General features: G+C 56.9%; 29 protein-coding genes and 1 pseudogene. 13 read left to right on the forward strand and 17 right to left on the reverse strand.

Annotation, left to right across the window (positions count from 1 at the left end):
• Positions 1–46: 46 nt before the first annotated feature.
• A complete protein-coding gene (locus RGV33_RS33365; RefSeq protein WP_322148886.1) occupies positions 47–511 on the reverse strand; it encodes a toll/interleukin-1 receptor domain-containing protein in 465 nt (154 codons plus the stop codon).
• Positions 512–1,139: 628 nt separating this feature from the next.
• Between RGV33_RS33365 and RGV33_RS34410 the strand changes: the two are divergent.
• From RGV33_RS34410 to RGV33_RS33385, 4 genes and pseudogenes are all read left to right on the forward strand, one after another.
• A pseudogene (locus RGV33_RS34410) lies at positions 1,140–1,436 on the forward strand (transposase); the annotation flags it as partial.
• Positions 1,433–1,777 carry an IS66 family insertion sequence element accessory protein TnpB gene (tnpB, locus tag RGV33_RS33375; protein WP_322148887.1) on the forward strand — a complete coding sequence of 115 codons (345 nt, stop codon included), beginning with the start codon at positions 1,433–1,435 and terminating at the stop codon, positions 1,775–1,777. The pseudogene RGV33_RS34410 and the gene tnpB, both read left to right, overlap by 4 nt.
• A gap of 35 nt (positions 1,778–1,812) precedes the next feature.
• Positions 1,813–3,318 carry an IS66 family transposase gene (tnpC, locus tag RGV33_RS33380; protein WP_322148889.1) on the forward strand — a complete coding sequence of 502 codons (1,506 nt, stop codon included), beginning with the start codon at positions 1,813–1,815 and terminating at the stop codon, positions 3,316–3,318.
• 3 nt (positions 3,319–3,321) lie between these two features.
• Positions 3,322–3,900 carry a plasmid pRiA4b ORF-3 family protein gene (locus RGV33_RS33385; RefSeq protein ID WP_322148890.1) on the forward strand — a complete coding sequence of 193 codons (579 nt, stop codon included), beginning with the start codon at positions 3,322–3,324 and terminating at the stop codon, positions 3,898–3,900.
• A 348-nt stretch (positions 3,901–4,248) separates the two neighbouring features.
• On the opposite strand, the gene RGV33_RS33390 is transcribed toward RGV33_RS33385, so the two are convergent.
• The 12 genes from RGV33_RS33390 to RGV33_RS33445 all read right to left on the reverse strand — a co-directional run bounded on the left by RGV33_RS33390 (position 4,249) and on the right by RGV33_RS33445 (position 11,003).
• The gene (locus RGV33_RS33390) at positions 4,249–4,548 is read right to left on the reverse strand and encodes a hypothetical protein (RefSeq protein ID WP_169866589.1); all 300 of its coding nucleotides are present in this window, start codon (positions 4,546–4,548) and stop codon (positions 4,249–4,251) included.
• A gap of 204 nt (positions 4,549–4,752) precedes the next feature.
• Positions 4,753–5,190, reverse strand: coding sequence for an RES family NAD+ phosphorylase (locus RGV33_RS33395; RefSeq protein WP_169866590.1), 438 nt, complete (start codon positions 5,188–5,190; stop codon positions 4,753–4,755).
• Positions 5,187–5,636, reverse strand: a complete 450-nt coding sequence (locus RGV33_RS33400; RefSeq protein ID WP_011078033.1) for an antitoxin Xre/MbcA/ParS toxin-binding domain-containing protein — start codon at positions 5,634–5,636, stop codon at positions 5,187–5,189. The genes RGV33_RS33395 and RGV33_RS33400 overlap by 4 nt, the downstream gene beginning before the upstream one ends.
• Positions 5,637–6,051: 415 nt before the next feature.
• Entirely contained in the window at positions 6,052–6,375 is a 324-nt protein-coding gene (locus RGV33_RS33405) for a hypothetical protein (protein ID WP_047296954.1), read from the reverse strand.
• Positions 6,376–6,407: 32 nt separating this feature from the next.
• Positions 6,408–6,656, reverse strand: a complete 249-nt coding sequence (locus tag RGV33_RS33410; protein ID WP_156796378.1) for a hypothetical protein — start codon at positions 6,654–6,656, stop codon at positions 6,408–6,410.
• A 22-nt stretch (positions 6,657–6,678) separates the two neighbouring features.
• The gene (locus tag RGV33_RS33415; protein WP_047296951.1) at positions 6,679–6,915 is read right to left on the reverse strand and encodes a hypothetical protein; all 237 of its coding nucleotides are present in this window, start codon (positions 6,913–6,915) and stop codon (positions 6,679–6,681) included.
• An 11-nt stretch (positions 6,916–6,926) separates the two neighbouring features.
• Positions 6,927–7,361 (reverse strand): hypothetical protein, encoded by a 435-nt coding sequence (locus RGV33_RS33420; protein ID WP_322148893.1) that lies wholly within the window; start codon positions 7,359–7,361, stop codon positions 6,927–6,929.
• Between the two features lie 93 nt (positions 7,362–7,454).
• Positions 7,455–8,699 (reverse strand): DUF1173 family protein, encoded by a 1,245-nt coding sequence (locus RGV33_RS33425; RefSeq protein ID WP_322148894.1) that lies wholly within the window; start codon positions 8,697–8,699, stop codon positions 7,455–7,457.
• Positions 8,700–8,722: 23 nt separating this feature from the next.
• Positions 8,723–9,493, reverse strand: a complete 771-nt coding sequence (locus RGV33_RS33430) for a hypothetical protein (protein ID WP_222236178.1) — start codon at positions 9,491–9,493, stop codon at positions 8,723–8,725.
• 114 nt (positions 9,494–9,607) lie between these two features.
• Positions 9,608–9,943: a hypothetical protein gene (locus tag RGV33_RS33435; RefSeq protein ID WP_096069756.1), complete on the reverse strand. Its 336-nt coding sequence runs from the start codon at positions 9,941–9,943 to the stop codon at positions 9,608–9,610.
• Positions 9,944–9,999: 56 nt separating this feature from the next.
• On the reverse strand, positions 10,000–10,431 hold the full coding sequence (locus tag RGV33_RS33440; protein ID WP_172691826.1) for a hypothetical protein: 432 nt from the start codon (positions 10,429–10,431) through the stop codon (positions 10,000–10,002).
• Between the two features lie 116 nt (positions 10,432–10,547).
• On the reverse strand, positions 10,548–11,003 hold the full coding sequence (locus RGV33_RS33445) for an RDD family protein (RefSeq protein WP_322148895.1): 456 nt from the start codon (positions 11,001–11,003) through the stop codon (positions 10,548–10,550).
• 214 nt (positions 11,004–11,217) lie between these two features.
• Here RGV33_RS33445 and RGV33_RS33450 point away from each other — a divergent pair, with 214 nt between their 5' ends.
• The 3 genes from RGV33_RS33450 (at position 11,218) to RGV33_RS33460 (ending at position 12,441) form a co-directional block, all read left to right on the forward strand.
• Positions 11,218–11,451, forward strand: a complete 234-nt coding sequence (locus RGV33_RS33450) for a hypothetical protein (RefSeq protein ID WP_096079078.1) — start codon at positions 11,218–11,220, stop codon at positions 11,449–11,451.
• Positions 11,452–11,736: 285 nt separating this feature from the next.
• Positions 11,737–12,006 carry a nicotinamide mononucleotide transporter gene (locus RGV33_RS33455; RefSeq protein WP_261754856.1) on the forward strand — a complete coding sequence of 90 codons (270 nt, stop codon included), beginning with the start codon at positions 11,737–11,739 and terminating at the stop codon, positions 12,004–12,006.
• 96 nt (positions 12,007–12,102) lie between these two features.
• Positions 12,103–12,441: a hypothetical protein gene (locus tag RGV33_RS33460; RefSeq protein WP_261754855.1), complete on the forward strand. Its 339-nt coding sequence runs from the start codon at positions 12,103–12,105 to the stop codon at positions 12,439–12,441.
• A gap of 51 nt (positions 12,442–12,492) precedes the next feature.
• Here RGV33_RS33460 and RGV33_RS33465 read toward each other — a convergent pair whose 3' ends face one another.
• The 4 genes from RGV33_RS33465 to RGV33_RS33480 all read right to left on the reverse strand — a co-directional run bounded on the left by RGV33_RS33465 (position 12,493) and on the right by RGV33_RS33480 (position 15,328).
• On the reverse strand, positions 12,493–13,824 hold the full coding sequence (locus RGV33_RS33465; RefSeq protein ID WP_216312729.1) for an IS4 family transposase: 1,332 nt from the start codon (positions 13,822–13,824) through the stop codon (positions 12,493–12,495).
• A gap of 130 nt (positions 13,825–13,954) precedes the next feature.
• Positions 13,955–14,311 carry a hypothetical protein gene (locus RGV33_RS33470; RefSeq protein ID WP_261754854.1) on the reverse strand — a complete coding sequence of 119 codons (357 nt, stop codon included), beginning with the start codon at positions 14,309–14,311 and terminating at the stop codon, positions 13,955–13,957.
• 76 nt (positions 14,312–14,387) lie between these two features.
• Entirely contained in the window at positions 14,388–15,047 is a 660-nt protein-coding gene (locus tag RGV33_RS33475) for a PIN domain-containing protein (protein WP_261754853.1), read from the reverse strand.
• A complete protein-coding gene (locus RGV33_RS33480; RefSeq protein WP_047882950.1) occupies positions 15,047–15,328 on the reverse strand; it encodes a hypothetical protein in 282 nt (93 codons plus the stop codon). Before RGV33_RS33480 ends, RGV33_RS33475 begins: the two co-directional genes overlap by 1 nt.
• Before the next feature lie 179 nt (positions 15,329–15,507).
• On the opposite strand from RGV33_RS33480, the gene RGV33_RS33485 reads away from it, so the two are divergent.
• The 6 genes from RGV33_RS33485 to RGV33_RS33510 all read left to right on the forward strand — a co-directional run bounded on the left by RGV33_RS33485 (position 15,508) and on the right by RGV33_RS33510 (position 20,914).
• Positions 15,508–17,268, forward strand: coding sequence for a PRTRC system ParB family protein (locus tag RGV33_RS33485; RefSeq protein WP_261754852.1), 1,761 nt, complete (start codon positions 15,508–15,510; stop codon positions 17,266–17,268).
• Between the two features lie 14 nt (positions 17,269–17,282).
• On the forward strand, positions 17,283–17,756 hold the full coding sequence (locus RGV33_RS33490; RefSeq protein WP_261754851.1) for a hypothetical protein: 474 nt from the start codon (positions 17,283–17,285) through the stop codon (positions 17,754–17,756).
• 11 nt (positions 17,757–17,767) lie between these two features.
• Positions 17,768–17,980 (forward strand): PRTRC system protein C, encoded by a 213-nt coding sequence (locus tag RGV33_RS33495; protein WP_011600742.1) that lies wholly within the window; start codon positions 17,768–17,770, stop codon positions 17,978–17,980.
• Positions 17,981–18,175: 195 nt separating this feature from the next.
• Positions 18,176–19,450, forward strand: coding sequence for a hypothetical protein (locus RGV33_RS33500; protein WP_176451500.1), 1,275 nt, complete (start codon positions 18,176–18,178; stop codon positions 19,448–19,450).
• Positions 19,440–20,144 carry a PRTRC system protein B gene (locus RGV33_RS33505; protein ID WP_011600740.1) on the forward strand — a complete coding sequence of 235 codons (705 nt, stop codon included), beginning with the start codon at positions 19,440–19,442 and terminating at the stop codon, positions 20,142–20,144. Before RGV33_RS33500 ends, RGV33_RS33505 begins: the two co-directional genes overlap by 11 nt.
• Positions 20,141–20,914, forward strand: a complete 774-nt coding sequence (locus tag RGV33_RS33510; protein ID WP_172691830.1) for a PRTRC system ThiF family protein — start codon at positions 20,141–20,143, stop codon at positions 20,912–20,914. Before RGV33_RS33505 ends, RGV33_RS33510 begins: the two co-directional genes overlap by 4 nt.
• Position 20,915: the final 1 nt, after the last annotated feature.

Here is a 20,915-nt window from a genome sequence, read left to right on the forward strand (position 1 = left end):
TTTTCCGAGCAGCCGCATCAGAATGGCGAATCTGTGTGAGCAACAGCTAAAGCGCGACCAGCTCGGCGATTTTTGCCGCTACTACCGCCATTGAATCTTCTGTAGTGTCCAGGCCGCTTCGGGAAGCGAGCAAGGGGCTGACATTGCGGAGAGCGTCATATGTCGTGTTGTGCACGATGGGGACAAGCTGGTTACCCGCTAGGAGTGCCGAAAGCTCCTTGTCGGCGACACTCTCTTTGGGGAGACGGGCCAGCAGGGCTGGGGTCACAAGCACAAGGCCGATTCGCGAATTCGCTAAGCCCTTGTCGATGGCGCGCATCATCGGAACGCCGAGGCCAAGGTCCTTCTCGCTGAACCAAACTTTGACACCAGCCGCCACGAGCAACTCGTGCAGCTCTTTGGCTGGCCCCTGCCGGTCGTCCCACGCGTGGCACAGGAATACGTCACGTAGATCAGGCTGCGTCGCTGCTCGCGTCTCAACGGTTTGGCGGATTGGCGTGAGTGACTGCACTTGGGCAAACGTGTACGAAACGGGCGAACCCGCTCTCGACCAACTCGGCCTTGAGCTGCCGCTAGACCTGCCACCACTACCGCCACTACCACTGTTGCCATAACTACTCCCGCTGCTGGCCGATGGGTAGTAGGAACGGGAGCTACTGCGGTAGCGGCATGCAGGGCAGGCAGCAGCTGCTGCCGCTGAGCTATGTCCGCGTACTGGTGCTGTGCATCTAGACATGTCGTAATCCTTCCATTGGTCAGTCCCTTTGCAACATACGGATGTAGGTCACACTGAACGATAGCCTAGTGCCACTCCTAAAGAGAAGAGCGCATTGAGGGATCAGCATTGGTCTTGCTGGTGTCCAGCTTGATGCCCTCCGAGCAGGCCGTTTTCGACCCACATCGGGCATAGACCTGAATGCCCGCTTCTGGGGGAGCCCGCAGAATTCGGGAAAAATCGTACGATAAGCGAATGATGGTAACCGTCCGGCCAGCACCCTCTCCTGACAGCCCTCCAAATTGGCCAAGATAGTGGACACCATTTTTTAGTGGACACTATCTTGGATACAGTTGCCCCTGCCCGTCGATCCGGTCGCCGCCCCAACTTTCCGCTGGACTTTAAACGTCAAGTCGTCGAAGCCACCTTTCAGCCTGGCGCCTCCGTGTCGTTGATCGCTCGCGAACATGACGTCAATGCCAACCTGGTCTTTCGCTGGCGGCAGCAGTATCAAGAAGGCTTGTTCGGCCCGGTCAGCCAGAGTGCAACGCTTTTGCCTGTTCAGGTGATCCAGGCGCCAATGGATCTGCCGCAAGTCGTCCAGCCACAGGCAGAGTGTCATTCCGAGATCGCAGTTGAGGTAGGAAAAGCCAAGCTGCGTATCACGGGCACACCAGATCCGCAGACGCTGCAACTCGTCTTGCAGCAGTTATTGCGATGATTGCCCCACCCGCTGGAACCCGTATCTGGATCGCCGCCGGCGTCACGGACATGCGCCGTGGCTTCGATGGATTGGCGGCCTTGGTGCAGACTCAACTGGAAGCCGACCCGTTCTCCGGTCAAATCTTCGCCTTTCGCGGACGACGCGGCGACCGGATCAAATTATTGTGGTGGGATGGCGACGGTTTGTGCCTGTTTTGCAAACGGCTGGAGCAAGGACGCTTCGTCTGGCCACAAGCAACCAGCGGCAGCGTGTTGCTGACCGCTGCGCAGCTATCGATGCTGTTGGAGGGCATTGATTGGCGCAGGCCAATTCGCACAGCACCTGTCCTCGCAGTCTGACTTGCCGCGCTGAAAAACCCCGGTAATATTCGGTCATGACTCTCGTGACCGACTCCCTGCCGAATGATCTTCAAGTCTTGAAGGCTCTGGTCGCTGCCCAGCGCGCAGAGATCGAGCGCTTGAAGATGATGATCGCCAAGCTGCGTCGCACGCAGTTTGGTCGCAGCTCCGAGCAACTGGAGGCGATGATCGACCAGCTCCAGTTGAGTCTTGAAGAGCTACAAATCAACCAGACTGAACTGACGCCTCCAACCGAACCGCCACCTCGCACCGTCTCTCGGCGCAAGCCGTTACCCGAACACCTGCCTCGCGAAATCCACATCCATCAGCCCGAGTCGCAATGCACTGGCTGCGGTGGGAAGCTTCGCCATTTGGGTGAGGATGTGTCCGAAGTGCTGGAGTACGTTCCGGCACGTTTCAAAGTCATTCGCCATGTCCGTCCGAAGTGGGTTTGCCGCTGCTGCGAGCACATCGCCCAGGTGCCGGCGCCGAGTCGTCCGATAGCCCGAGGCCTTGCCGGCCCGGGATTGTTGGCCCATGTGCTGGTCTCGAAGTTTGTCGATCATTTGCCGTTGTATCGGCAGTCTGAGATCTACGCCCGTGAGGGCGTGGATCTGGAGCGCTCAACCCTGGCCGACTGGGTCGGCCAGAGCAGCCAATTGCTCCGACCGCTAATCAACGCCCTTGAGCGTCACGTCATGAGCGGTCACAAAGTCCATGCCGACGACACGCCGATTGGCGTGCTCGCGCCGGGCAACGGCAAGACCAAAACGGCTCGCCTGTGGACGTACGTGCGGGACGACCGACCTGCGGGTGACGCGACACCGGCGGCGGTATGGTTTGCCTATTCGCCGGATCGCAAGGGGCAACATCCCCGCGCTCATCTCAAGCGCTTCAGCGGGATCTTGCAGGCTGACGGCTATGCCGGTTTTGCTCAGCTGTATGCCGCGGGCACCATTGAGGAAGCCGCATGCTGGGCCCACGCCCGCCGCAAGTTTTACGATGTCTACAAAGACCTCGCTTCACCACTTGCCGCCGAGGCGCTGCAACGGATTGCGGCACTGTATGCCATCGAAAGCGAGATTCGAGGGCAACCGCCCAACCTGCGAAAAGCGGTTCGGCAAAGCCGAGCAAGTCCGCTGCTGGAACAACTCCACGCGTGGCTTAACCAGACGCTGACACAATTGTCGAAAAAATCGGCATTGGGCGGCGCGATCCTCTATGCCCTCAATCGGTGGCAGGCGTTGACGCGCTACTGCGATGACGGTCGAATCGAAATCGACAACAACGCCGCCGAACGGGCGCTACGCGCCGTGGCATTGGGTCGCAAAAACTACCTGTTTGTCGGTTCCGATGCCGGCGGAGAACGAGCGGCTGCGATTTACAGCCTGGTGGGTTCGGCCAAACTCAACGACCTGAACCCGCAAGCCTATTTGACACACGTGCTGGAGCGCATCGCCGAACACCCGATCAATCGGGTTGACGAACTGCTGCCCTGGAACGTTTCTCTCACCCCCACGGAACTCTGCGAGGCCGCCTGATCCATGGTTAAAACTGTTCGTTTGCCAAAACCCGAACCTGATTTGTTGCTACTGCACATTGAATTGAAGTGGATCGAGCCTGCCATCTGGCGCCGCGTGGCGGTGCCCGAGAACATCACCTTGGGCAAATTGCACACGGTGATCCAGTTCGCGATGGGCTGGGAGGGAGGGCATATGCATGAGTTTGAAATTGCCGGTGAAAACTACGGCATTCCCGACTCAGATGGGTGGGGCCCACCCGTGAACCCGGAAACCCGCAAGACTCTGATCAAAGCGTTGAACGGGAAAAAGACGTTCCGCTACGTCTACGACTTTGGCGACGGCTGGGATCACCGGATCAAAGTCGAGAAGAAATTGCCCGCTGGAGCCTGTCCTCAAGTGCCGTATTGCATCGACGGCGCCAACGCTTGCCCGCCGGAGGATATCGGTGGTGGGCCGGGTTATGCCGACTTCCTTGAAGTGATGGCTGACCCCAACCACCCAGAGCATGAAGACATGCTGGAACGGCATGGCGGTACCTTCGATCCAACGGTGTTTGAATGGGAGCGTGTCAACCAATGGTTAAAGGAGATTAGGATCTGAGATGCAAGGCGGTGTAGCTCGGACGGTTACGAATGATGGACAATTCGGGGTCGATGCAATGCACCAGAAATTCGTGGTTGATGAGCTATCAGAAGCTGAACGTCAGTTGCTTATCAAGGGATTGCGGGCATTACGCCGAGAGCGGGGATTAGCCTGGAATGTCGCTTGTGACATAGCTACGGAACGTAAGGTGAAAGCCCCTCCTCTTTCCCAATACGGAATCACCGAGATCGAACAGTTGGCTCGACGTTTCGGTGGTACAGCTCGACATTGGACGGATGAATAACTCGCTAACGTTGGTTTTGGATCCATTGCACCCAGAATTCGAATTCCGGCTTTCACACCTTTCTACAAACAAAGCGCATTAGATTGGGCGGCAGCCATAATCACTTCCAGCCTCACCAATCGGGACAACCGATAGTCACCCACGGTTGTGTGCAAAATACGCTTTTTTGAGCGGCCAGAAATTCCCAGGACATGGGATGGAGCCACCAGTACCGAGCGGCTTGCCCGAATAAATTGCGGAGCTGCCAGCTCTACACCCTCTACGCTGGTTTTATGCGGTAGAAACCACTCAACGCCACCGGACAGCACGCCAATGACATATTTCTGCTCAGCTTTGATGATTGCAAATTCGGAAATATCCAATTCTCGATATTCGCGTCTACTCCAGCATCGTAGCCTCATATCTTTCCCATATATGTAATGCAGGGCATGCCTCTTGCGACGTAAAACTTTCTCGCTGGGGCTTAGCGTACAAAATTTTCCGAATTCTGTCGGCTCCCCTCATAGCGGCAAGACAGCAAAAAGCCCAGCACTTCTGCTGGGCTTTTTGCTGTTTAGGGGCGCTTGCTAGAACAACCTCGAATCAGGTGTGAAAAGTTCAACCTGAATAGTCGCGCTCTGTGCTTCTGGATGCCGAGGGTTGAACAGGTAGTTGACCGTGCTCGGTATGATAGCGCTGGGCACTGGCAGTAGCAGTGCGTTGCACTCATCAAGGAACTGGTTACCAATGCCTCTGGTGAGCTCGGTCTCTGCCGACCAACCAGCCGGCAGAATGGGCATCTGGGCTTGCGATACAGAGTCAGGCACTTCGATACGGAGAAGCTGCATCGTCGCCGGAAAATCCTCTGGATCAATTTCCAGATGAACAAGCACCTCGAGCATTGCTCCCGGCGGGCTGGTCGCGGTGTAGACGACCGGTCTGCCGGCCTGGTGCCAACGGCCGCTCACGCGCAAGCCACCTGTCCCGCTCAAGTCAGCATATGAGCTGATCCGCCACAGAATCACAGAGCGAAGCCTTCGGCGATTTGCAGCAGCATCTCTTCAACCTGGCTTGTGCCTTGCTGAGTTGTGAGCAGTTGCATGGGCGTCAACCCAGAGAATCGTTCCTTAGGCTTGGAGAGCCATCGCTTGGCCTTGTCGGCGTCCCCAAAGATAGCCTCAGCCATCGCGGTGATGTGCGCCGATCGGAAGAGCCGGTCGCTTTCCTCGACAGTGAGGGGCTGATCGCGTTCGATCCGGTTTTTCAGGGTGCGCAGCGGGATAATCTGGTCTCGCTCCAGCGGGGTAACCACCCCCTCTTCAGTGAGCCTCATCAACCGCGCTGCGGAAAAGCCATGGCTGATTCTGGTGTGAATCTCGAAGTCGCTGGCAGACTCTGGGATCTCCAGCAGTATTTGTAAGCGCGCACGGTAAGCTGAATACCCGTGGTCGCGTAGGACTTCAGCAAGCATGATGGTTCTCCTATCCGGCGTTTCCCGGTTAGTATGCGGGAAACGCCGGATGATGCAAGCTTACCGTTTGGGTGGCCCGGCTGGCGGTCGCCTGCCGGTGGAGATCTGGCGGTCACTTTCAACCCATCCAGGATGATGCTCGAGGAGCGCCTTTGGTGGGTCGGTCTACTGGCTGCGTTGGCCAAACATGTCTGCTTGTTGGTTCGCTGGATCTGTTTTCGGCGTGTTCAGCGGGTGGCCTAGCTGCCGGCGCACCTCGGCGAGCCACGCCTTGTAGGGAGTGTTTTTTCGTTCTCCCCACGGGTATGCCTCGGCCAGCGCCTTTCGGAGGGCCTGCTGGTCGCTTCGCCCTACGCGGCGAATTACCTCCCCAACAATTGGTGCTGCGCGATCTGCCCAGGACATGCTGATCCCCTTAACTTGTTCTCAACACGGCAGCATAGGCGCGCAGCACCTCACCGCGAAGCGCGCGATCCAGCTTCACAAGCCCCAAGGCAACACCGTAGAAGCCGCCCTCGGGCGCAGGCTCAATCTCGACACCAGGGAAGTTGGACACGAAGGCCATAAAGCCCACCTCGAACTCATCAGCGCCTTTGGCGGCACGGAGCAGGGTAAGGTCGTCGGTTGCGGCTACTTGCTCAAGAGCGCTGGCCAAGTAGTTTCGCCACATGCGGCTGTCATCACCGCCAGGCATCAGGGCTGCAATCTGTGCCGCGATACTCAATTTCTGCTCAGTCATTTCGGTTTCCCTAGCTTCGGGTGGTGTTCAGCTCAGTTGTCCAGCAGCCGGCGACAATCTTCGGTCATGACTCGAACCTGCTCGCGTAAGTCCATCATTTCATGTTCGCGGATTACCCTCGGGTGCAACTCGCGCAGGCGGTCATTGATACGATCTGCCGTGTGTAATAAAGCTGGCAGGTCGATAGCCTCGATCAGTGTCGAGATATCGCGATGCAGCTCGGCCAAGGCGGCTACCCGAGCCTGTAAGTGGGTCACCATCGCGGAGTCTAGTTTGATCAAGGGCATGGTCCATTTTCCTAGGTCAGATTTCGGTACTACCGATCCACTGGCCACCCAAGTAGCCATCGGCGCCGTCAGGAGTAACCGCTTCATGCTCTACAGCAGTGGCTACCAGCTGCGCATGCGTCCACCCGGACTCAGGCGCTGGCACCGTGACAAGCACGTCGCCGGCGAGCGAGCGGATTTCAAACGCTGAGTGCATTACCACACTCAAGATATCCGGCTCACCAGCTTCTTGTTCGGTCACAAGGTGCAACATGGCGGGTTTCCTCAAACACCTTCTATCTTGGAGTCCAGTTGAGCTTTTGCAGCCGCCGCGATGCGGTCTACGCCTTCTTGCCCAAGGATTTCCAAGGCAGTCGGCATCAGAGCAAAGGGATCATTACTTACGCCTGTGGCCATCAGGTGCTCACTGAGTTTATTGGCCTGAGCAATGTGCTCTACGAAGTAATCGACACAGCCATGGACACCATTGTTTTCAGCGACTTTGCAGATCGTTTCGGCATGATCGCCGTTGAGCACAAAGAATGCGCGCTCGCGCAGGACGATAGCTGTCGTATCACTGCCATAGTCGCCGCTACGCGGGTTGTAACTGACGTGAACGTCAGAGCCAAAGCTTCGCGTTACGTTGGGGGAAGGCGAATGCGTAACTGGGCAGAAGCTGCTCTTCATCCCTGTGGACTTCTTCGAGAGTACGGATTGCATGGCGTTTTCCTTGAGAGGCAGTCTCGGGTTTGAGGCTTTCAGCATCGCACGAGATTTAGAGAACCCAAGAACGCATGCTTTCGATGAAGGCGCTCAGGACTTGGCCGGGAAAGGAGGGATATTTCTTCCTTTCGGATCAGCCGCAGCATTCCACGACCACCACCCTGCCCCGCCGTACTCCCGATTGTACCAAGCCGTTTTGACGGCCTTCCGTTCCAGGTAGGCAGGTGTGCTCATGCCGAACACTTCCAGGGGGTAGTCCTTACCGGTGTCCAAAAGCCAGAAGTCAGGGAAAACCTCACTTTCATCGGCGTCGTAGCGAAGAGGTTTATCGAAGCTGCGGCCAGCGGCGTGGAGCATGGCCTCAATCACCCCTTCGTAATCTGAGTCGACAGGAATCCAACGCTCACTGACCTGCATCAGGGCCAGCTCAACGACATCTGCTTGCGAAAACGACTCGCCCTTCCTCGGCGTAACCTGAGCGATGGCGATAACTCGACTTCCGCGCTTCCAGGCGGAAAGTTCTCTCTCGAATCTGCGGGCGGCGGTTACCCAGACTGCCGGGGGCAAATTCAGCATGGGCATCCCGAAGGGCCCGGCCAGAGGCAATCTGCTGATGTCTCCAGAATGGCGCTCAGGGTTGTAGCGTGCCAGCGGCGATATCGCGACGAGTCGCAGATCCCGCGTGATTGCAGACTTGACGATCGCCTGATTGCGAACCGCTCCCTTGCTGTCCTTTTGAGCAGCCAGCAGCAGCACTTCGCTCAACTTCATTCGGCTTGCGGCGACACGTTCCGCAGCCTGTAGAAGCGCGTAGTTCACAATGCCGCTATTGCGCTTGCCCTCCATTGCTGGATACCAGGTAGAGAGTCGGGACTCAGACCAAAGCAGGTGCAGAAGCCCAAGCAACGTCATAGCCGGCTTGCTCTTTCCAGGCGATCTTGTCACCGAGGTGCTTTCGCTTTCCTCGGATCGAGGGGCCTGGACTCGAATGCCTCGAGCCAGGCGCACGCGAATGCTGCCATCTTCGCCCTCCTCGACTACGCCAACGGCATACCCTTGCATACCGGAACGCTCCGGGGCCGGCGCGTAGTACCGACAATCGTTTGAGTGTTCATGACCTGTACCGGCGAACCGCGCCAGGTGAAAACCATCGCTATCTTCACGTCGCTTGATCGAGAGTTTTCGGGAACCGCTGCTTGGGCACTGGCAAATTGCATGAGTGCCGTAGGCCTTCTCCAAAACGATTTTCCAGTTTTTTGCGTACTGCTGATCGGTCTGGAACTCCGGCGAGTAACGTTTCCCAGAGATCAGTACGGGATATCGACGGTTGAGCATGATCTTTTCTCTCCTGATTCGGGTCAGGCAATCGCCCGCTGCCGGCGGGCATAGGCTGCTTCAGCACGGTTTGCTTCGATCTGTATATGCAGCTTGACCAGCAACTCATATCCGGACTTGGGGCTCATGAGCGCAATACCGAACAATTCGTCTGCTGGAATGCTCCCGCACTCCCCATGAAACCGGCCCTTTCGCTCAATCATGGAAAATATCCCTTCGAGGTATCCGGTCTCAACGGCCTCAGCAGAAAGGCTGGGGTTTTTCAGGTCGAAGATCTCTCCGGTTGGCCACGCCAGCCCATCAAGTGGGGGGAGGTTTTCCAGCGCCCAGTGACCAGTACGCATGACTGCACGCGCTATCTCGTAATGTTCCTGGTCAGTCTGATACCAGCTATCGACGGAAAGGAGCTGGTGGCGGGCCTGGTCAAGGCATTCGAGCTGCTTGGCGCGTGTAGCGCGCTCATCATCAGAAAGGCTGTCGAAGCCATCGACCCATACAGGGAGGATACGCAGCGCCTCCCAGCGCAGCAGGCAACGCATCAGGGACGAGCGGGTACCGCTCATGACTACCTCGCCTGGTTCCAGTAGCTGATTGTGGCTGTTGTGCAGGCCGACGATGCAGTTTGCATGGAGCCAGCGGTTTCTCTGGATGAAGTCGTGGATCGCTTCAGGCTCGTGCTCAAGCGGATCTACGCCGGCGGGGATGCTGAATGCCTTGGGCGAGAGAGTGACCATTTGTCGGTCAGCGGAGTACGCCCTCATTTTGCCGAGGGCGCAGAGACTGCGGATTTTCATGAAAGCGAATCCTCCTGGTGTATTCGATCAGGAGGCTATCGCGGGATGAGGAGTAGAAATTTCGTTTTCAGGACACTGGAGCGTCGGAATTACTTTTGATGGGGCTCAGGCGGGTCAGAGCCAGCGCAGGGGGGCCGGAACCTCAACCGTTTCGTCAGCCACCTGAATAGCGGTTGCCAGTGAAGGAGTGCCAATTTTTTCGGCGCACTCGGAGATAGTCAGCAGGCGCACAGGGGCTTGATTTGGCGGGATCTCGGACGGACCGCGCAAGCACTCCCGGTAACGAACCACTGCGTCAGCCGCGTCTGGATTCGATTTAGCCCAGGCCGAGATTGCAGACTCACGCGCCAGCGCCACGTCCTTGGACGTCATGACAAACTGAGTGCCTACAAGCGCTATAAGTCCGAACAAACCCACCGCTACGGTTCGAGTGATGTACTTCAATTTCATGCGAGGCTTTCCTTGATTTGCTGTTGCGTGGTCGGTGACATGGCGTGTGGTACACATTACGCACCGCCCTTAGGAGGCACCTCGTTGTACTCGGCGAGGGCGTCTGCTGCTATCTGGGCAAGCTCGGAGTCGCGATCCATGATGCCTGTGGAGCCAGTTGCGATTTTCCCCAGGGCCTCGAGCAGCCCGGCAATCGCAGGGTTGGCGCGCAGCTTCTCCACCTCCTCCAACGCCATAGTCACATTCATGAATCCCAACGCCTTGGCTTTGCTCCATACCTCGTCGTACAGCTCGGCTTTGTAGCTCAGGCCAGAAATTACGCGCTCGGCATCGGATTTGAACACCAGGGCGTCATCGTTGACTGCATTGTCGAAGTTGATCCGATCGCTGCGGGTTTCGATGTAGGTCGTTTCTTCGTCGTAGCTCATCACTTCGATGGTGGCTACGACTTCCAGCTCCGGTTGGGCTTCGGTGGTTTGCTTGCTCATTACGCTTCACCTTGATCAGTTGATGTGGCCAGCATCCCATGGGTTGAAAAACTCCCAACCACGGACGGCTGGTGGATGAGCCAGAACGCCACGTCCGGCTCAACTGAGCAGGGTGATCAGCTCCGGAATTTCACCGGCTGTGTTCTGAGCTCGCGTACCACCACTGTTCCGGCGAGCTTGTCGTGCCACCCCTGCTTACGGCGATCGAATGCCGCCCAGAAGAAGCCAAGCCCCAGCGGTAGGGTCGACACTACATAGCCGAGGTACCGGCCGATGCACTGTCGAACGCTTGCGGTGTTGCCGCTTTTAGCGTCGAGCACCCGCAATTTCAGCGCCATCTTCCCCGGCGTAGCCTGGAGACGACGCCACAGAACTACCGTCAGGATCGCTGGCAGGACAAAGTTGATTGCTAAGTCCGCTGGCCCTTGGATCAGCTTGTCGCTGCTGAAATAGCCCGTGCCATAGATCATCATCAGGAGCGGCAGGGAAACCAGGGTGAAAAGGATACCGTCAACAATGCACGCCCCTGTTCTCGCCCAGAAACCCGCGTATTCAAGTTGTTCGTTCTGCATGAAAAATATTCCCTGTGATTGGTTGGCAAGCCACGTTGGCTTGGCCTGATGCTATCGGGCTGGGAACTAGGCCGGGCGCGTTTTCACGCTGGTTTTGTGCCTGAAATGGAGGTCGTCCAACAGCCTGTTGGACAAATTCGGCCCGGCTATTGGAGTTGGGTTTTCTGCGGACGCATTCATCCTGAAGGCTATCCAGTTCAATCGAGTCATTTGCATGAGCCAGAAAAACTCCAAAGAGCCACTGACCTTCACCGCTCGCTTGGTGAACTCCCATCACGGTTTTCAGGATTTCGATATCGACGGGCATCCTGTGGTGCGGCGTGCCTGTGTTCCGAATTCGATCAAGAAGGGCGAGCACTTCAACGTCTATCACGGGGAAAGCTCGAAGTCGGGCGCTGTATGGACAGGGACGCTCGGTGACTCCCTCCGCAAATTTGCGCTTATCTGAGGGGTGCCTATGTGTTTCCCTCGTAAACCCAGTCTTGGCCGGTACAGCGCGACCAGGGCTGATTGGAGTCGGTGCTACCGGCAAGCCCGCATTGCTGCTGGCCGCGGCTTAGCTCCCGACCCGAAGTCATCTGGTATCGCCTGGAAGGCCCAGCTCATCGTCGCTTTTGAACGCCGAGGCCACGATCCTCTGGCGTATCCCGTCCAGTGTCGGCTCAATGCTCATCGGATCATCAATGAAATTCGAGCCGAAGAAATCTCCCTGGAACATGTGAAGGACTGACCTATGACCCTGTATTTCGAGTGGATCGGAAGCCTCTGTGGCGTCCTCGGCGCGCTGATGATCTCCACCAATACACGTATTTCTCCGTGGGGATGGTGGCTATTCCTCGTGTCCAGCTTGAGCCTCTGCTGCTACGCCGTTCTGGCGCAGGCCTGGGGATTGTTGCTGCTGAATGGGTGTTTCGTTGCTACCAACGTCACCGGGTTGATCCGCTGGTGGTACCCCGCTGTGTCGGCCATGCGCTCAACTAGCCTTGCCCGCGTCAAGGGGTAAGCCGCTCGCTCGCCCTTCGGGAGGGTGCGTGCTTTAAGGCTTGGGTTTTGCGGGATGGTCGACATGCTGGGGGCATTCGTCAATGGGAGCCACCACATGCAAGTTTTCAACTCGATCCACAAGGCAGAACTGATCTCTATCGTCGAAGAGGCGTCAGCAAAAGCAGCGAAGAATGCGAGTGTCGCTCAGGAACTGGTTTTCCCGCACATATATTTCGTCCTCAGCAAGCGCCTTTGCATAGTAGAGGCTGCTGCGCAGTCTTCGGAATCCAAGGATTCTGCTCTGTTGGCGGCTCTCACAAAGGCCCAAACAGCGCTTCAGGATTGCGTGTCGGTTATGAGCAACGATCTCGGGGGCTTAAAGCTGATCCAGTCAGAGTTGGCGAGTGCGCGCCAAGCATTGGCGGCAGTCGATGCAGTGCTTGTTGTTCAGTGACCCTCTATTTCGATTGAAAACAAAAAGCCCGGCTCTAGACCGTAATGCTGTTCACTTAAGCGGAGCAGCCTTACGGTTTACTGGAAACCGGGTTTTTGAGATCTTCACCGTCCTTGGTCTTGATGGCCTTGGGCGGTGATCCAAAAACAGCCCTCCGACTCCCGCCCTCAGTTCTGACAAGCGCCTTCCTGTCGCCGAAATAGGATTGGCCGCAGCCATCACAATCAATTGCACAGCAATGTATTGGCACGCCGGCTTGAAACGAATATCTGATGGTGTCCGACCGAACGCCACGGCAGCCAGACTGGCCTCCCGCCGGATCACGTTGTAAGCCAGTAAAAGACCCCATACTTCTTGGTATATCAAGTCGATCTTCTTGCTACGCAGAGTCACCGCGTTCTGCTGCATTGAGCTTTTTATGTCTCTGAAGCCCAGCTCTATCTCCCATCGCTCCTGATACAACTTGGCAATCATCTTGGCGCTATAAGTCTCGACGGGCAGCGAAGTCATCACCGTCTTGAGTTTCCCTTGGACTTCATAGCTGACCGCGCGCACCTCCCAGTGACGGGGTAAATTCGGGTTTTGCTTTCTAGCTTGTTGGGACACTTTCATGCGCAACAATCGGTCGTGCTTGCTGTAACGAGCCACCTCTTCGCTTACCACCCCTTTGCGCTCCGGGATCAGCCAGTGGCGATTGATGCCGGCACCGCTCAAGCTCAGTAACAGATTCGCGCTCCAGAAACCCTTGTCGAACAGCGTCACTGAGTGGTCAGGGATTTGTTGAAGAAACTCGTCAGCCAAGCGCATTTCACTGCGCCGATAGGGACTCAGTTGAGCATCCAGAATCAGGTGCGAACGCACGTTCATCAAGGCGACAAGGCGCAGCATTGGAAACGGTGTCTGACGCTCAGTGCCAGTATTCCCTGAGCCAAAATGGTCTCGGAGCTCCTGATTATCGGGCGTTCGCAGAAGCGCTCCGTCTACTGCAAACACTTGTAAGTCCTGCCAGGTATCGCCGTTGTAACGCTCGCCACCCCATTGACTGCCGGTCTTGCGGAACAGCCATTCGACTGGATCAGAACCTAATCGTTTGCGAGCTTCAGTCACACCGCTTCTGGCCAGCAAATGATCGCTAGCAAGCCCCTGAGCACAAATATTCAAACGTCTAGCCACTTCATGAACGGGTTCGTCACGAAACAACGCCATGCCCAGAACGAGCCAAAGCACTTGATCGGCTGGCAAGCGGCGCCTACGGATGGTGGCTTGGGAGGAGAGCCCGAGTGCCGATGCGACCCACTCGACGGGGATATTCTGGGTGAAGGTGCTCAGGTCTGAGAAGTTAAAAAGGTCGCCAAGGTCGAGCAGTTCTTGCTGAACAGACATAAAAAATCCGATGCCAGGAGTCTGGCATCGGATTTTCTAGGAAGCCCAGCGTGAGCTCAAATGCTTAAGTGAACAGCATTACGGCTCTAGACCGGGCTTTTTGCTACCTGCAATATGCAATTCGTCAGCGCTATATTTTCGAGAACATTACTGCTATAGGCTTCATAACCTGGATACCCCAGTCGAATAGCTCAAATCGAAGTAGGCCTAATAGGCAGGCTACAAAAAAGCCAAACACAGTCCCTACCAGGAAGACGAAATAAAGGGTTCCCAGGCTGGCACTCTGCCCTTCGGAGCTGGCCTCGATGTCTTCCCAACCATCGCGTCTCCAATTTGGAATCTTGATTCGTAGGCGCTCACCACGAAATTCCTTCGGGTGATAGTGAGCATCTTTGACTTTATCATTCTCTGCCTGCCTTGCTTGATCCTGGCCACAGGCTCGTTGTTTCGCACGCTCCTGCATGTAGTCCCTGTCGCTTAATCCCATATTTGTCCCCTTGTTTCTCCCAAAGCTGATGTGGCAAGTGCTGGCAGCAGAGGTTGCAGCTCTCTCCCAATCCATTTCATCGGGCATTTTCGATGATACAGCCGGGACACATCCACTCACCTTCGTCGAAGAATCCGTCGCTCATGTCGGTATGCTGGGAGCACCAAGCGCAAGTACCCATGCGCGGGCCACCCCCATTGGTATCTCTATTTTCAGAATATGGTATCGAGCGGGAGGGGAGTTGCTGCTGTTCCGGCGAGTGAGAAAATTGACCGCAATAGCTGCACCACTTTCCACCCAAGTGTTCAATACAACTGCCCCTGCCACAGTGATTGCAGGTACTTTCAGGAACTTGTTGCACCAGCTCTGTCATCTTTTGTGGTACCAACTCATCCAGAGCCGCAATCCTCTTGCAGGTCAAACCATGCTTATTCAGGTAGGCCAGCAGTGGATCGAAGCCTTTATCCTTGGAAAGGACGATGCACTCAGTCTCTGGCGCGATTTCGAATGTGCGCCCGAGATGAAAGGCAATGTGAAAATCCAAGGCGTTTTTGCCCACGCCCTCGATCTTCTGAAAATCAACGCGGGAAAATCTATGCGCTGTGGAATCCCTGCGCGCAGCCTTCGGTAGCTGTTGCATCGCCCCTACAAAAATGATGGCTCGGTAGGAGATGTCCAGCAGCGATAGGTCGATTTTCCCGATGTTCTCGTAGTCCACCAAAATCAGACGTTTCATCACCACGGCATTTTCCCGAGAAAGATAAGCATCCCGACCCCAGAGCCAGCCAACACTGAAAGCGAGAAAGTAAGGTCGCGCAGCATTCGATTTTTCTTGCCAATGCGCCGCGCCAGCACTGCGCCAAGCACTGTACCGACCAGCATGCAGCCGAGGAAGACGACTACTTTTATCTTGAGTTCGGAGATTGCCGCGACGGCATAAGGTGGAAGCGAGCTATCAGCCATTGCATGCGATGCCGGTATGGCAATGAGTGCCAAAACGAGAGTGGATATTTTCATTCAATTTGAGCAGCCGTCTGCTCCCCCTGCTTGTGAAGCAAAAAATATATCTCGTAAATCCGGCGTGTTTTTCTGCTTTCAGGCACGATTTACGCCCGAAATATCCGGCACGACTCAGCGCTTGGGTTTTACCGGATATGGGTGAAGCTGAACTCATTGCAAACACGGAGTTTAGCCAAGTGAATCAGCAAGTAGCCCAAGTCCTCCCCCTCGGCCGTATCCGCCGCAACCCGCAAATCGACCCGCGTAAAGGCCGGAAGAAGTCCGCTTATGAGCAACTGGTGCGTTCGATCAGTGCCAAGGGCATCATCCAGCCGATTCTGGTCAGGCCAGTAAGCGATGACCCGAACTACGACCATGAGGTGGTCGCAGGCAACCGGCGCTGGACGGCGGCCCACGATGCGGGCTTGATCGAGGTTCCCGCCCTGATCCGCGCTATGAGCGATCAGGAAGCGCGGTTGATCGCTGCGCTGGAGAACCAGGTGCGGGCTGACCTGACGCCAATCGAAGAAGCCCAGCATGCCGTAATTTTGCTGGAGGACATGGCCAACGACCACTTGGCGGTGATGAAGGCCTTGGACTGGTCTAGAACCAAGCTCGACAGCCGCCTGCTGCTCGCCCATGCCTGTGATGCGGTGGCCGATGCCCTGCTGGAGGAGCAGATCAAGATTGGCCACGCTGAATTGCTGTGTCGTCTCCCCGCCCCCGATCAGGCGGGCATTCTGTCGAAGATCATCGAGAAGAACTATTCCGTCGAGCAGACCAGGGCGCGCCTGCTGGAGTTGACTCGGGACGTCTCGACTGCACGCTTTGACACCACCGAATGCCGGAGCTGCATCCACAACTCGGGTGCGAATGCCGATTTGTTCGAGGCAAGCCTTGGGGCGTCTCGCTGCCAGAACTCGGTCTGCTGGAACCGGAAAACCGAGCAGCTAATTTCTGTTCGGTTGGTCGAGGCGCAGGAGGAGCACGCGGTGGTTCATAGCGAGCTGAATCTCGCGAAGGACTCATACGTGAAGCTCGTCGCACGGGGCGAGGATGGTGTGGGAGAGCAACAGGCAGCGGCGTGCGCTACCTGTGCAAGCTTCGGCGCAGTGGTCATGGTGTCGAGGGGGCGCGAAGGCGACGTGATCGGCGGCATGTGCTTCAACAAGCCTTGCCACAAGGAGAAAACCGCCGCCTACAAAACCGCCCTGGCCACCGTAACGAACACAGCACCAGCCACCGTTGCCGGGGGCGCTGTTGGATCAGCGCCGGTCAAGCCGAAGGCCGCAAGCGCAAAGCCCACCCAGGTGAAGAAGTCGCTACGCCGTGAAGCCTTCGACCTTTACGCCCGCATGAGCAAGCAAGTCGTGCTCAATGACCGCTCGCTAGCGTTGGCTGTGGCCATCGTCAGCATGTATTTCGAGATGCGCAGCGACCTCAAGAGCGAGCTGCGGGCACAGATGGAAAAGGCCATGGGAGTCACAAGCGCCCTGATGACCACGGCTCGCGCCGATGCCGAGATTCGGCTTGCGCAACTCGGGGAGGAAAAGCTCCTCACGTTCATGGGCAGCATGGCTGCTGCCTCGCTATTCCGCACGGATAGCGCTGACGCATTCGAGAAATCCGTGTCGGGTGCTCAGTCGCTCAAGTTCATGGAGTACGCGAACGTCGATCCGGCCAAAGGGTTCGTGATGAACGAGAGCTACCTCAAGGCCCAGGTTAAGGCGGGCATCATCGAAGATTGCAAGCGTTCAGGCTTTGCCGCCGCCTACAACGAGGCGAAGGGCGAAAAGGCTTTTGAAGGGCTGACCACCGGCAAGGCAAGCGCTCTCATCGACGCCATCTTGGCTTTCAAAGAGTTCAGCTGGTTGGGTTATTTGCCGCCTGCGTTACAACTATCGGCACAGGGCGGGAAGAACCCCGCTCCCCAGCAATCCGAATCGACCCAAGCCTGACAGGGAACATCATCATGCAATCCACGTTTTTTTCCGTAATGGCCACTGCACTTGCTGGCACTCAACACCGCGTCAATGTGGCAATCGAAACCGCCTCCGCCGACGCGCTGAAAGTGATGATTACCGCTGACCTCGGCCCTACACCTGAGAAGGCATCCGAGCACGAGGTGCAGCTTCGCGCCGCCATGTGCCGCCCGCTGATCCTGGTAGGGAGTGCTGTTGAAATCGAGGAGGCGCTGATGAAGCGCCTGACACAGCACGTCCAGGCGCTGAATGAGGGGATGAGCCTGCTGGATGAAATCCGCTCGATTGGTGCGACCGTGCAGGCGAAAGCCGCCACGCCAGCTACTGAGCAGCCTGCAACGCCTCACCTCGATGCCGATGCCGATGCCGATGCCGAGGATGGTGACGCTGCGCAGGTAGGTGGTGGTTCGGGCGTGGACAGCGGCTCGGATGAACCCGATCTGAACCTCGCGGCCTCTTTCTAGGAATTGCACTCATGGCACTTGTTGAAATCTCTCTTGCCCGCGTTTTTCGTTACGCCGGTCGCGACCTCCCCGACCCGCAGCCCGAAATGTCCGTGACTGACGTGCTGAAACACTATGCCCGTCAGTTCCCAAAGCTCAACGGAGCGAAAATTATCGACCCCATTGTGGAGAATGACAGCTATGTCTACGAGTTCCGAGACGGCGGATTCGGCGCAAAAGGTTGACCCGCTTGAAGTTCTGAAAGCGTGGGAGCGTGGCGAACTTGATCGCCACCTCCCGTCCGGTACCGAACCTGATTGTTTAGACCACCAGCAGAGACAAAGGCTATGGAAGTTGCTCTCCTCCCCCGCCAATCCCGGCACTATCGACTTCCAACTGCCGCGCTGACACCTCTTAGCTTGCCGAATGTTGGGCCTGTGATGCGTGAAGCACAGGCCCAACTGTTCAGCCGGGACTATGCAGGGGTGGTCGACCACCAAGCTCATAGCATGCTGTGCCGGGAGGCCTTGGAAGCTGGTCTGGTAGCTGAAAGCTCAATCGAATGGCTTCGGCAGTACCCAAATAGCTACGGGCTGCATCGCCTTACGGGCGAGGTAGTACAGCGCCTTGGTGCGTGCTTTGCCATCAGTGATGAAGGCCTTTTTCCACAGCGCACCAGCCTGCTGAATCGGCTGAATACCCCATACGTCGATCCAGTTGAGACGGCATCCTATGCAATAGCCGCTGTAGAGGCTGGGCTGGTCGGACTTGATGCGCTCGCCCCCCACATCGAGGCAGGCCCTGATGGGGCAGGCAGGATAATGGCGGAGCTGGAGCGCTCGTTGATTGGCCGGGTCAAGCTGCCCACATCCGTTGAGGACGCCTACTCCTTCGGAATCCAGGACGGTCATTTCATTCTGGAGTCGAGCTGCTTCGCTACTTTCACAGTTCAAGCGCCAGCGAGCCTGGAACTGCGAGTGCTTCTTTTCAAGACACTCGACGCGATGACACGCCATCTGCTGCCGTTTCATACGCCAATGACGTTCCTGGGGCCGTACAGCTACTTGAATCACGGGCTTTCGGAGGCTTTCGAGGAGCTGTCTCCGCGCTTGGCAACACACTCTAGAGAGGAACTGTGCGCCTTCCTGCTGGACGATTCGGTCGAGCATGATGATTACATCGCCGAATATCTCTACTGCCACGGCCAAGACGAGGATTCTGTAAACAGCTTGCTTGACGCCATCTATGAGATGGATGAACTGAAACAGATAGCTGGAGCCACCCTTGGCCAGGGAGATCGGTGCGAGATCGAGGAGCTGTCCGATCAGGCGCGGCAAATCTGTGAGCGTGATGATGCACACGCCCCGTTGGTTCAAGTGCTGGCGGAAGCCTTGCAGCACTGCCTGGAGCATGAGGCCAGTGGATCGCTCAAAGAGTTCAACCCCCATGATTTCCCAGGCACAGCCGGTGATGGGGTTTCTCTTTTCGAGAGCATTCTGGTGTGCCTGACTAGGGATTTTCCAAATCTAGAGCAGAGTAGCTATGACGGTTTTGACGGCATTGTCAGCGGCTCTGGCTTCCCTGCAATTGGGTTACCGCTGAGTCCTGATCAACTGCGCACCGTCACCCTGCCAGTTCTAGATGCGCTATCGCTGACGCTAGGTCTGTTGCAGCGAATCGCCGACGCTTTAGAGGAATGCGGTAATGCTGAGTGAAAAAGTTTCGAGCAAGGCCATGCTGATACATCACCACAGCCAGACCGGCGTGGTCACCGTCACCAGTCACAGCGTCATCGCGCTGGAAGATGGTAAGGCCGGCTTCACGCTGGGCGCTGGGAGGGCATTCAGTCCCTACGACAAATCCGAACTGGCTGCTCTGCTGTTGAATGAGGATGCCGGAGCTGAATTTCTCCCTGAGAGTTATCTGTTCAGCTCACGCACCGTCTTGGCGTGGTACCGCCGCCCTGGTGTGCACGATATTCCGATCCTTGGCGAGCGCATACGCGCCCCGCTGCCGGGCTTGATCTTCATCGCTGCGGCCAACCAATCCTTCCGTTGCTTTGCGTTCAAGGGCAATCAGCGCCCGACGCCGGAGACAGAACTCTTCTATGCCCCGTTGGGGAACGTGTACCAAGGCGGAACCTTCTGTACTGGCAGCGGCAATGTTCCCCGCGATGTTCGACGTGAGAACATCCCGGCCTGGGAGAGCTTCGTGCTGGAGAGCGACAACACCCACAGCGGTACGGTTGAGCCGGTGGCGGGTTGCCGCTCGTTTGAGGCCTTGAAGGAGTTCTATCGAGCACTGAGCGAGAAAGGATCGAAGCGGTTCCCAGCCTCGAAACTGGTTTCAGCAGGGTCATACAGTGGCCCGCTAACGCTAGCGCAAGCTATCAAAGGGGGTGCGCGATGAGCGTTCATCCGATCACAGCTCACCAATCGCCGATCTACAAGACGCCAGCCTCGTGGGTTGAACGCGCACCACGCATTGTGGTTGTCGGGGCCGGTGGCAATGGCAGTGAGGTGGTTGATGCGCTGGCCAGCTTCCACCATGCGCTTCGCTCCCTCGGCCATCCAGAGGGTCTGGAGGTCACGGTCATTGACGATGCCATCGTCCGCGAGCCGAACCTCGTACGTCAGCGTTTCTGGCCGTGTGACTTGGGCCAATTCAAAGCAATCAGTTTGGTGAATCGTTACAATCTCATGCTGGGTACGTCCTGGGAGGCCCTGCCCTTCCGATTTCCAAGCCAAGAGACGATAGAGGCGATGCGCGCCGCCGACTTGATCATTTCCGCTGTTGACCTTTCTTCGGCCCGTCGCGCAATCGCCAGCAGCGCGCTTCTATCCCGACACTGCATGTGGCTTGACCTCGGCAACGAGGCCCGCCATGGACAGGTTGTGTTCGGCGCTGCGCATGTAGACAAGAGGGGCATCTACCCCAACGTGATGGACGCTTACCCTGAAATCGAAACGCTCGAAGATGACACCAAAAAATCCTGCTCGGTTGCGGAAGCCATTCGTTCGCAGGACTGCTTGGTCAACCGGGCAGTTACAACTGCCGGAATGAGCATTGTGTGGGAGTTGCTGCGGACGGGGAAAACCGATAAGCACTGGATCACAGTGGATCTGGCGTCCGGCTCTCAAAACGCCTTTCCGTTCCCTGCTGTTCCGCAATCTGCCTAAC

Source organism: Pseudomonas sp. Bout1 (assembly GCF_034314165.1).
Taxonomy (GTDB): Bacteria; Pseudomonadota; Gammaproteobacteria; order Pseudomonadales; family Pseudomonadaceae; genus Aquipseudomonas.

Coding starts and splice junctions, on each gene's coding strand:
- RGV33_RS33510 (WP_172691830.1), top strand. CDS start 20,141: ATGAGCGTTCATCCGATCACAGCTCACCAATCGCCGATCTACAAGACG.
- RGV33_RS33455 (WP_261754856.1), top strand. CDS start 11,737: ATGACCCTGTATTTCGAGTGGATCGGAAGCCTCTGTGGCGTCCTCGGC.
- RGV33_RS33400 (WP_011078033.1), bottom strand. CDS start 5,636: ATGCTTGCTGAAGTCCTACGCGACCACGGGTATTCAGCTTACCGTGCG.
- RGV33_RS33430 (WP_222236178.1), bottom strand. CDS start 9,493: ATGAAAATCCGCAGTCTCTGCGCCCTCGGCAAAATGAGGGCGTACTCC.
- RGV33_RS33445 (WP_322148895.1), bottom strand. CDS start 11,003: ATGCAGAACGAACAACTTGAATACGCGGGTTTCTGGGCGAGAACAGGG.
- RGV33_RS33465 (WP_216312729.1), bottom strand. CDS start 13,824: ATGTCTGTTCAGCAAGAACTGCTCGACCTTGGCGACCTTTTTAACTTC.
- RGV33_RS33475 (WP_261754853.1), bottom strand. CDS start 15,047: ATGAAACGTCTGATTTTGGTGGACTACGAGAACATCGGGAAAATCGAC.
- RGV33_RS33480 (WP_047882950.1), bottom strand. CDS start 15,328: ATGAAAATATCCACTCTCGTTTTGGCACTCATTGCCATACCGGCATCG.
- RGV33_RS33420 (WP_322148893.1), bottom strand. CDS start 7,361: ATGCAATCCGTACTCTCGAAGAAGTCCACAGGGATGAAGAGCAGCTTC.
- tnpB (WP_322148887.1), top strand. CDS start 1,433: ATGATTGCCCCACCCGCTGGAACCCGTATCTGGATCGCCGCCGGCGTC.
- RGV33_RS33490 (WP_261754851.1), top strand. CDS start 17,283: ATGCAATCCACGTTTTTTTCCGTAATGGCCACTGCACTTGCTGGCACT.
- RGV33_RS33450 (WP_096079078.1), top strand. CDS start 11,218: ATGAGCCAGAAAAACTCCAAAGAGCCACTGACCTTCACCGCTCGCTTG.
- RGV33_RS33470 (WP_261754854.1), bottom strand. CDS start 14,311: ATGGGATTAAGCGACAGGGACTACATGCAGGAGCGTGCGAAACAACGA.
- RGV33_RS33505 (WP_011600740.1), top strand. CDS start 19,440: ATGCTGAGTGAAAAAGTTTCGAGCAAGGCCATGCTGATACATCACCAC.
- RGV33_RS33385 (WP_322148890.1), top strand. CDS start 3,322: ATGGTTAAAACTGTTCGTTTGCCAAAACCCGAACCTGATTTGTTGCTA.
- RGV33_RS33495 (WP_011600742.1), top strand. CDS start 17,768: ATGGCACTTGTTGAAATCTCTCTTGCCCGCGTTTTTCGTTACGCCGGT.
- RGV33_RS33415 (WP_047296951.1), bottom strand. CDS start 6,915: ATGTTGCACCTTGTGACCGAACAAGAAGCTGGTGAGCCGGATATCTTG.
- RGV33_RS33500 (WP_176451500.1), top strand. CDS start 18,176: ATGCGTGAAGCACAGGCCCAACTGTTCAGCCGGGACTATGCAGGGGTG.
- RGV33_RS33460 (WP_261754855.1), top strand. CDS start 12,103: ATGCAAGTTTTCAACTCGATCCACAAGGCAGAACTGATCTCTATCGTC.
- RGV33_RS33425 (WP_322148894.1), bottom strand. CDS start 8,699: ATGCTCAACCGTCGATATCCCGTACTGATCTCTGGGAAACGTTACTCG.
- RGV33_RS33440 (WP_172691826.1), bottom strand. CDS start 10,431: ATGAGCAAGCAAACCACCGAAGCCCAACCGGAGCTGGAAGTCGTAGCC.
- RGV33_RS33405 (WP_047296954.1), bottom strand. CDS start 6,375: ATGACTGAGCAGAAATTGAGTATCGCGGCACAGATTGCAGCCCTGATG.
- tnpC (WP_322148889.1), top strand. CDS start 1,813: ATGACTCTCGTGACCGACTCCCTGCCGAATGATCTTCAAGTCTTGAAG.
- RGV33_RS33435 (WP_096069756.1), bottom strand. CDS start 9,943: ATGAAATTGAAGTACATCACTCGAACCGTAGCGGTGGGTTTGTTCGGA.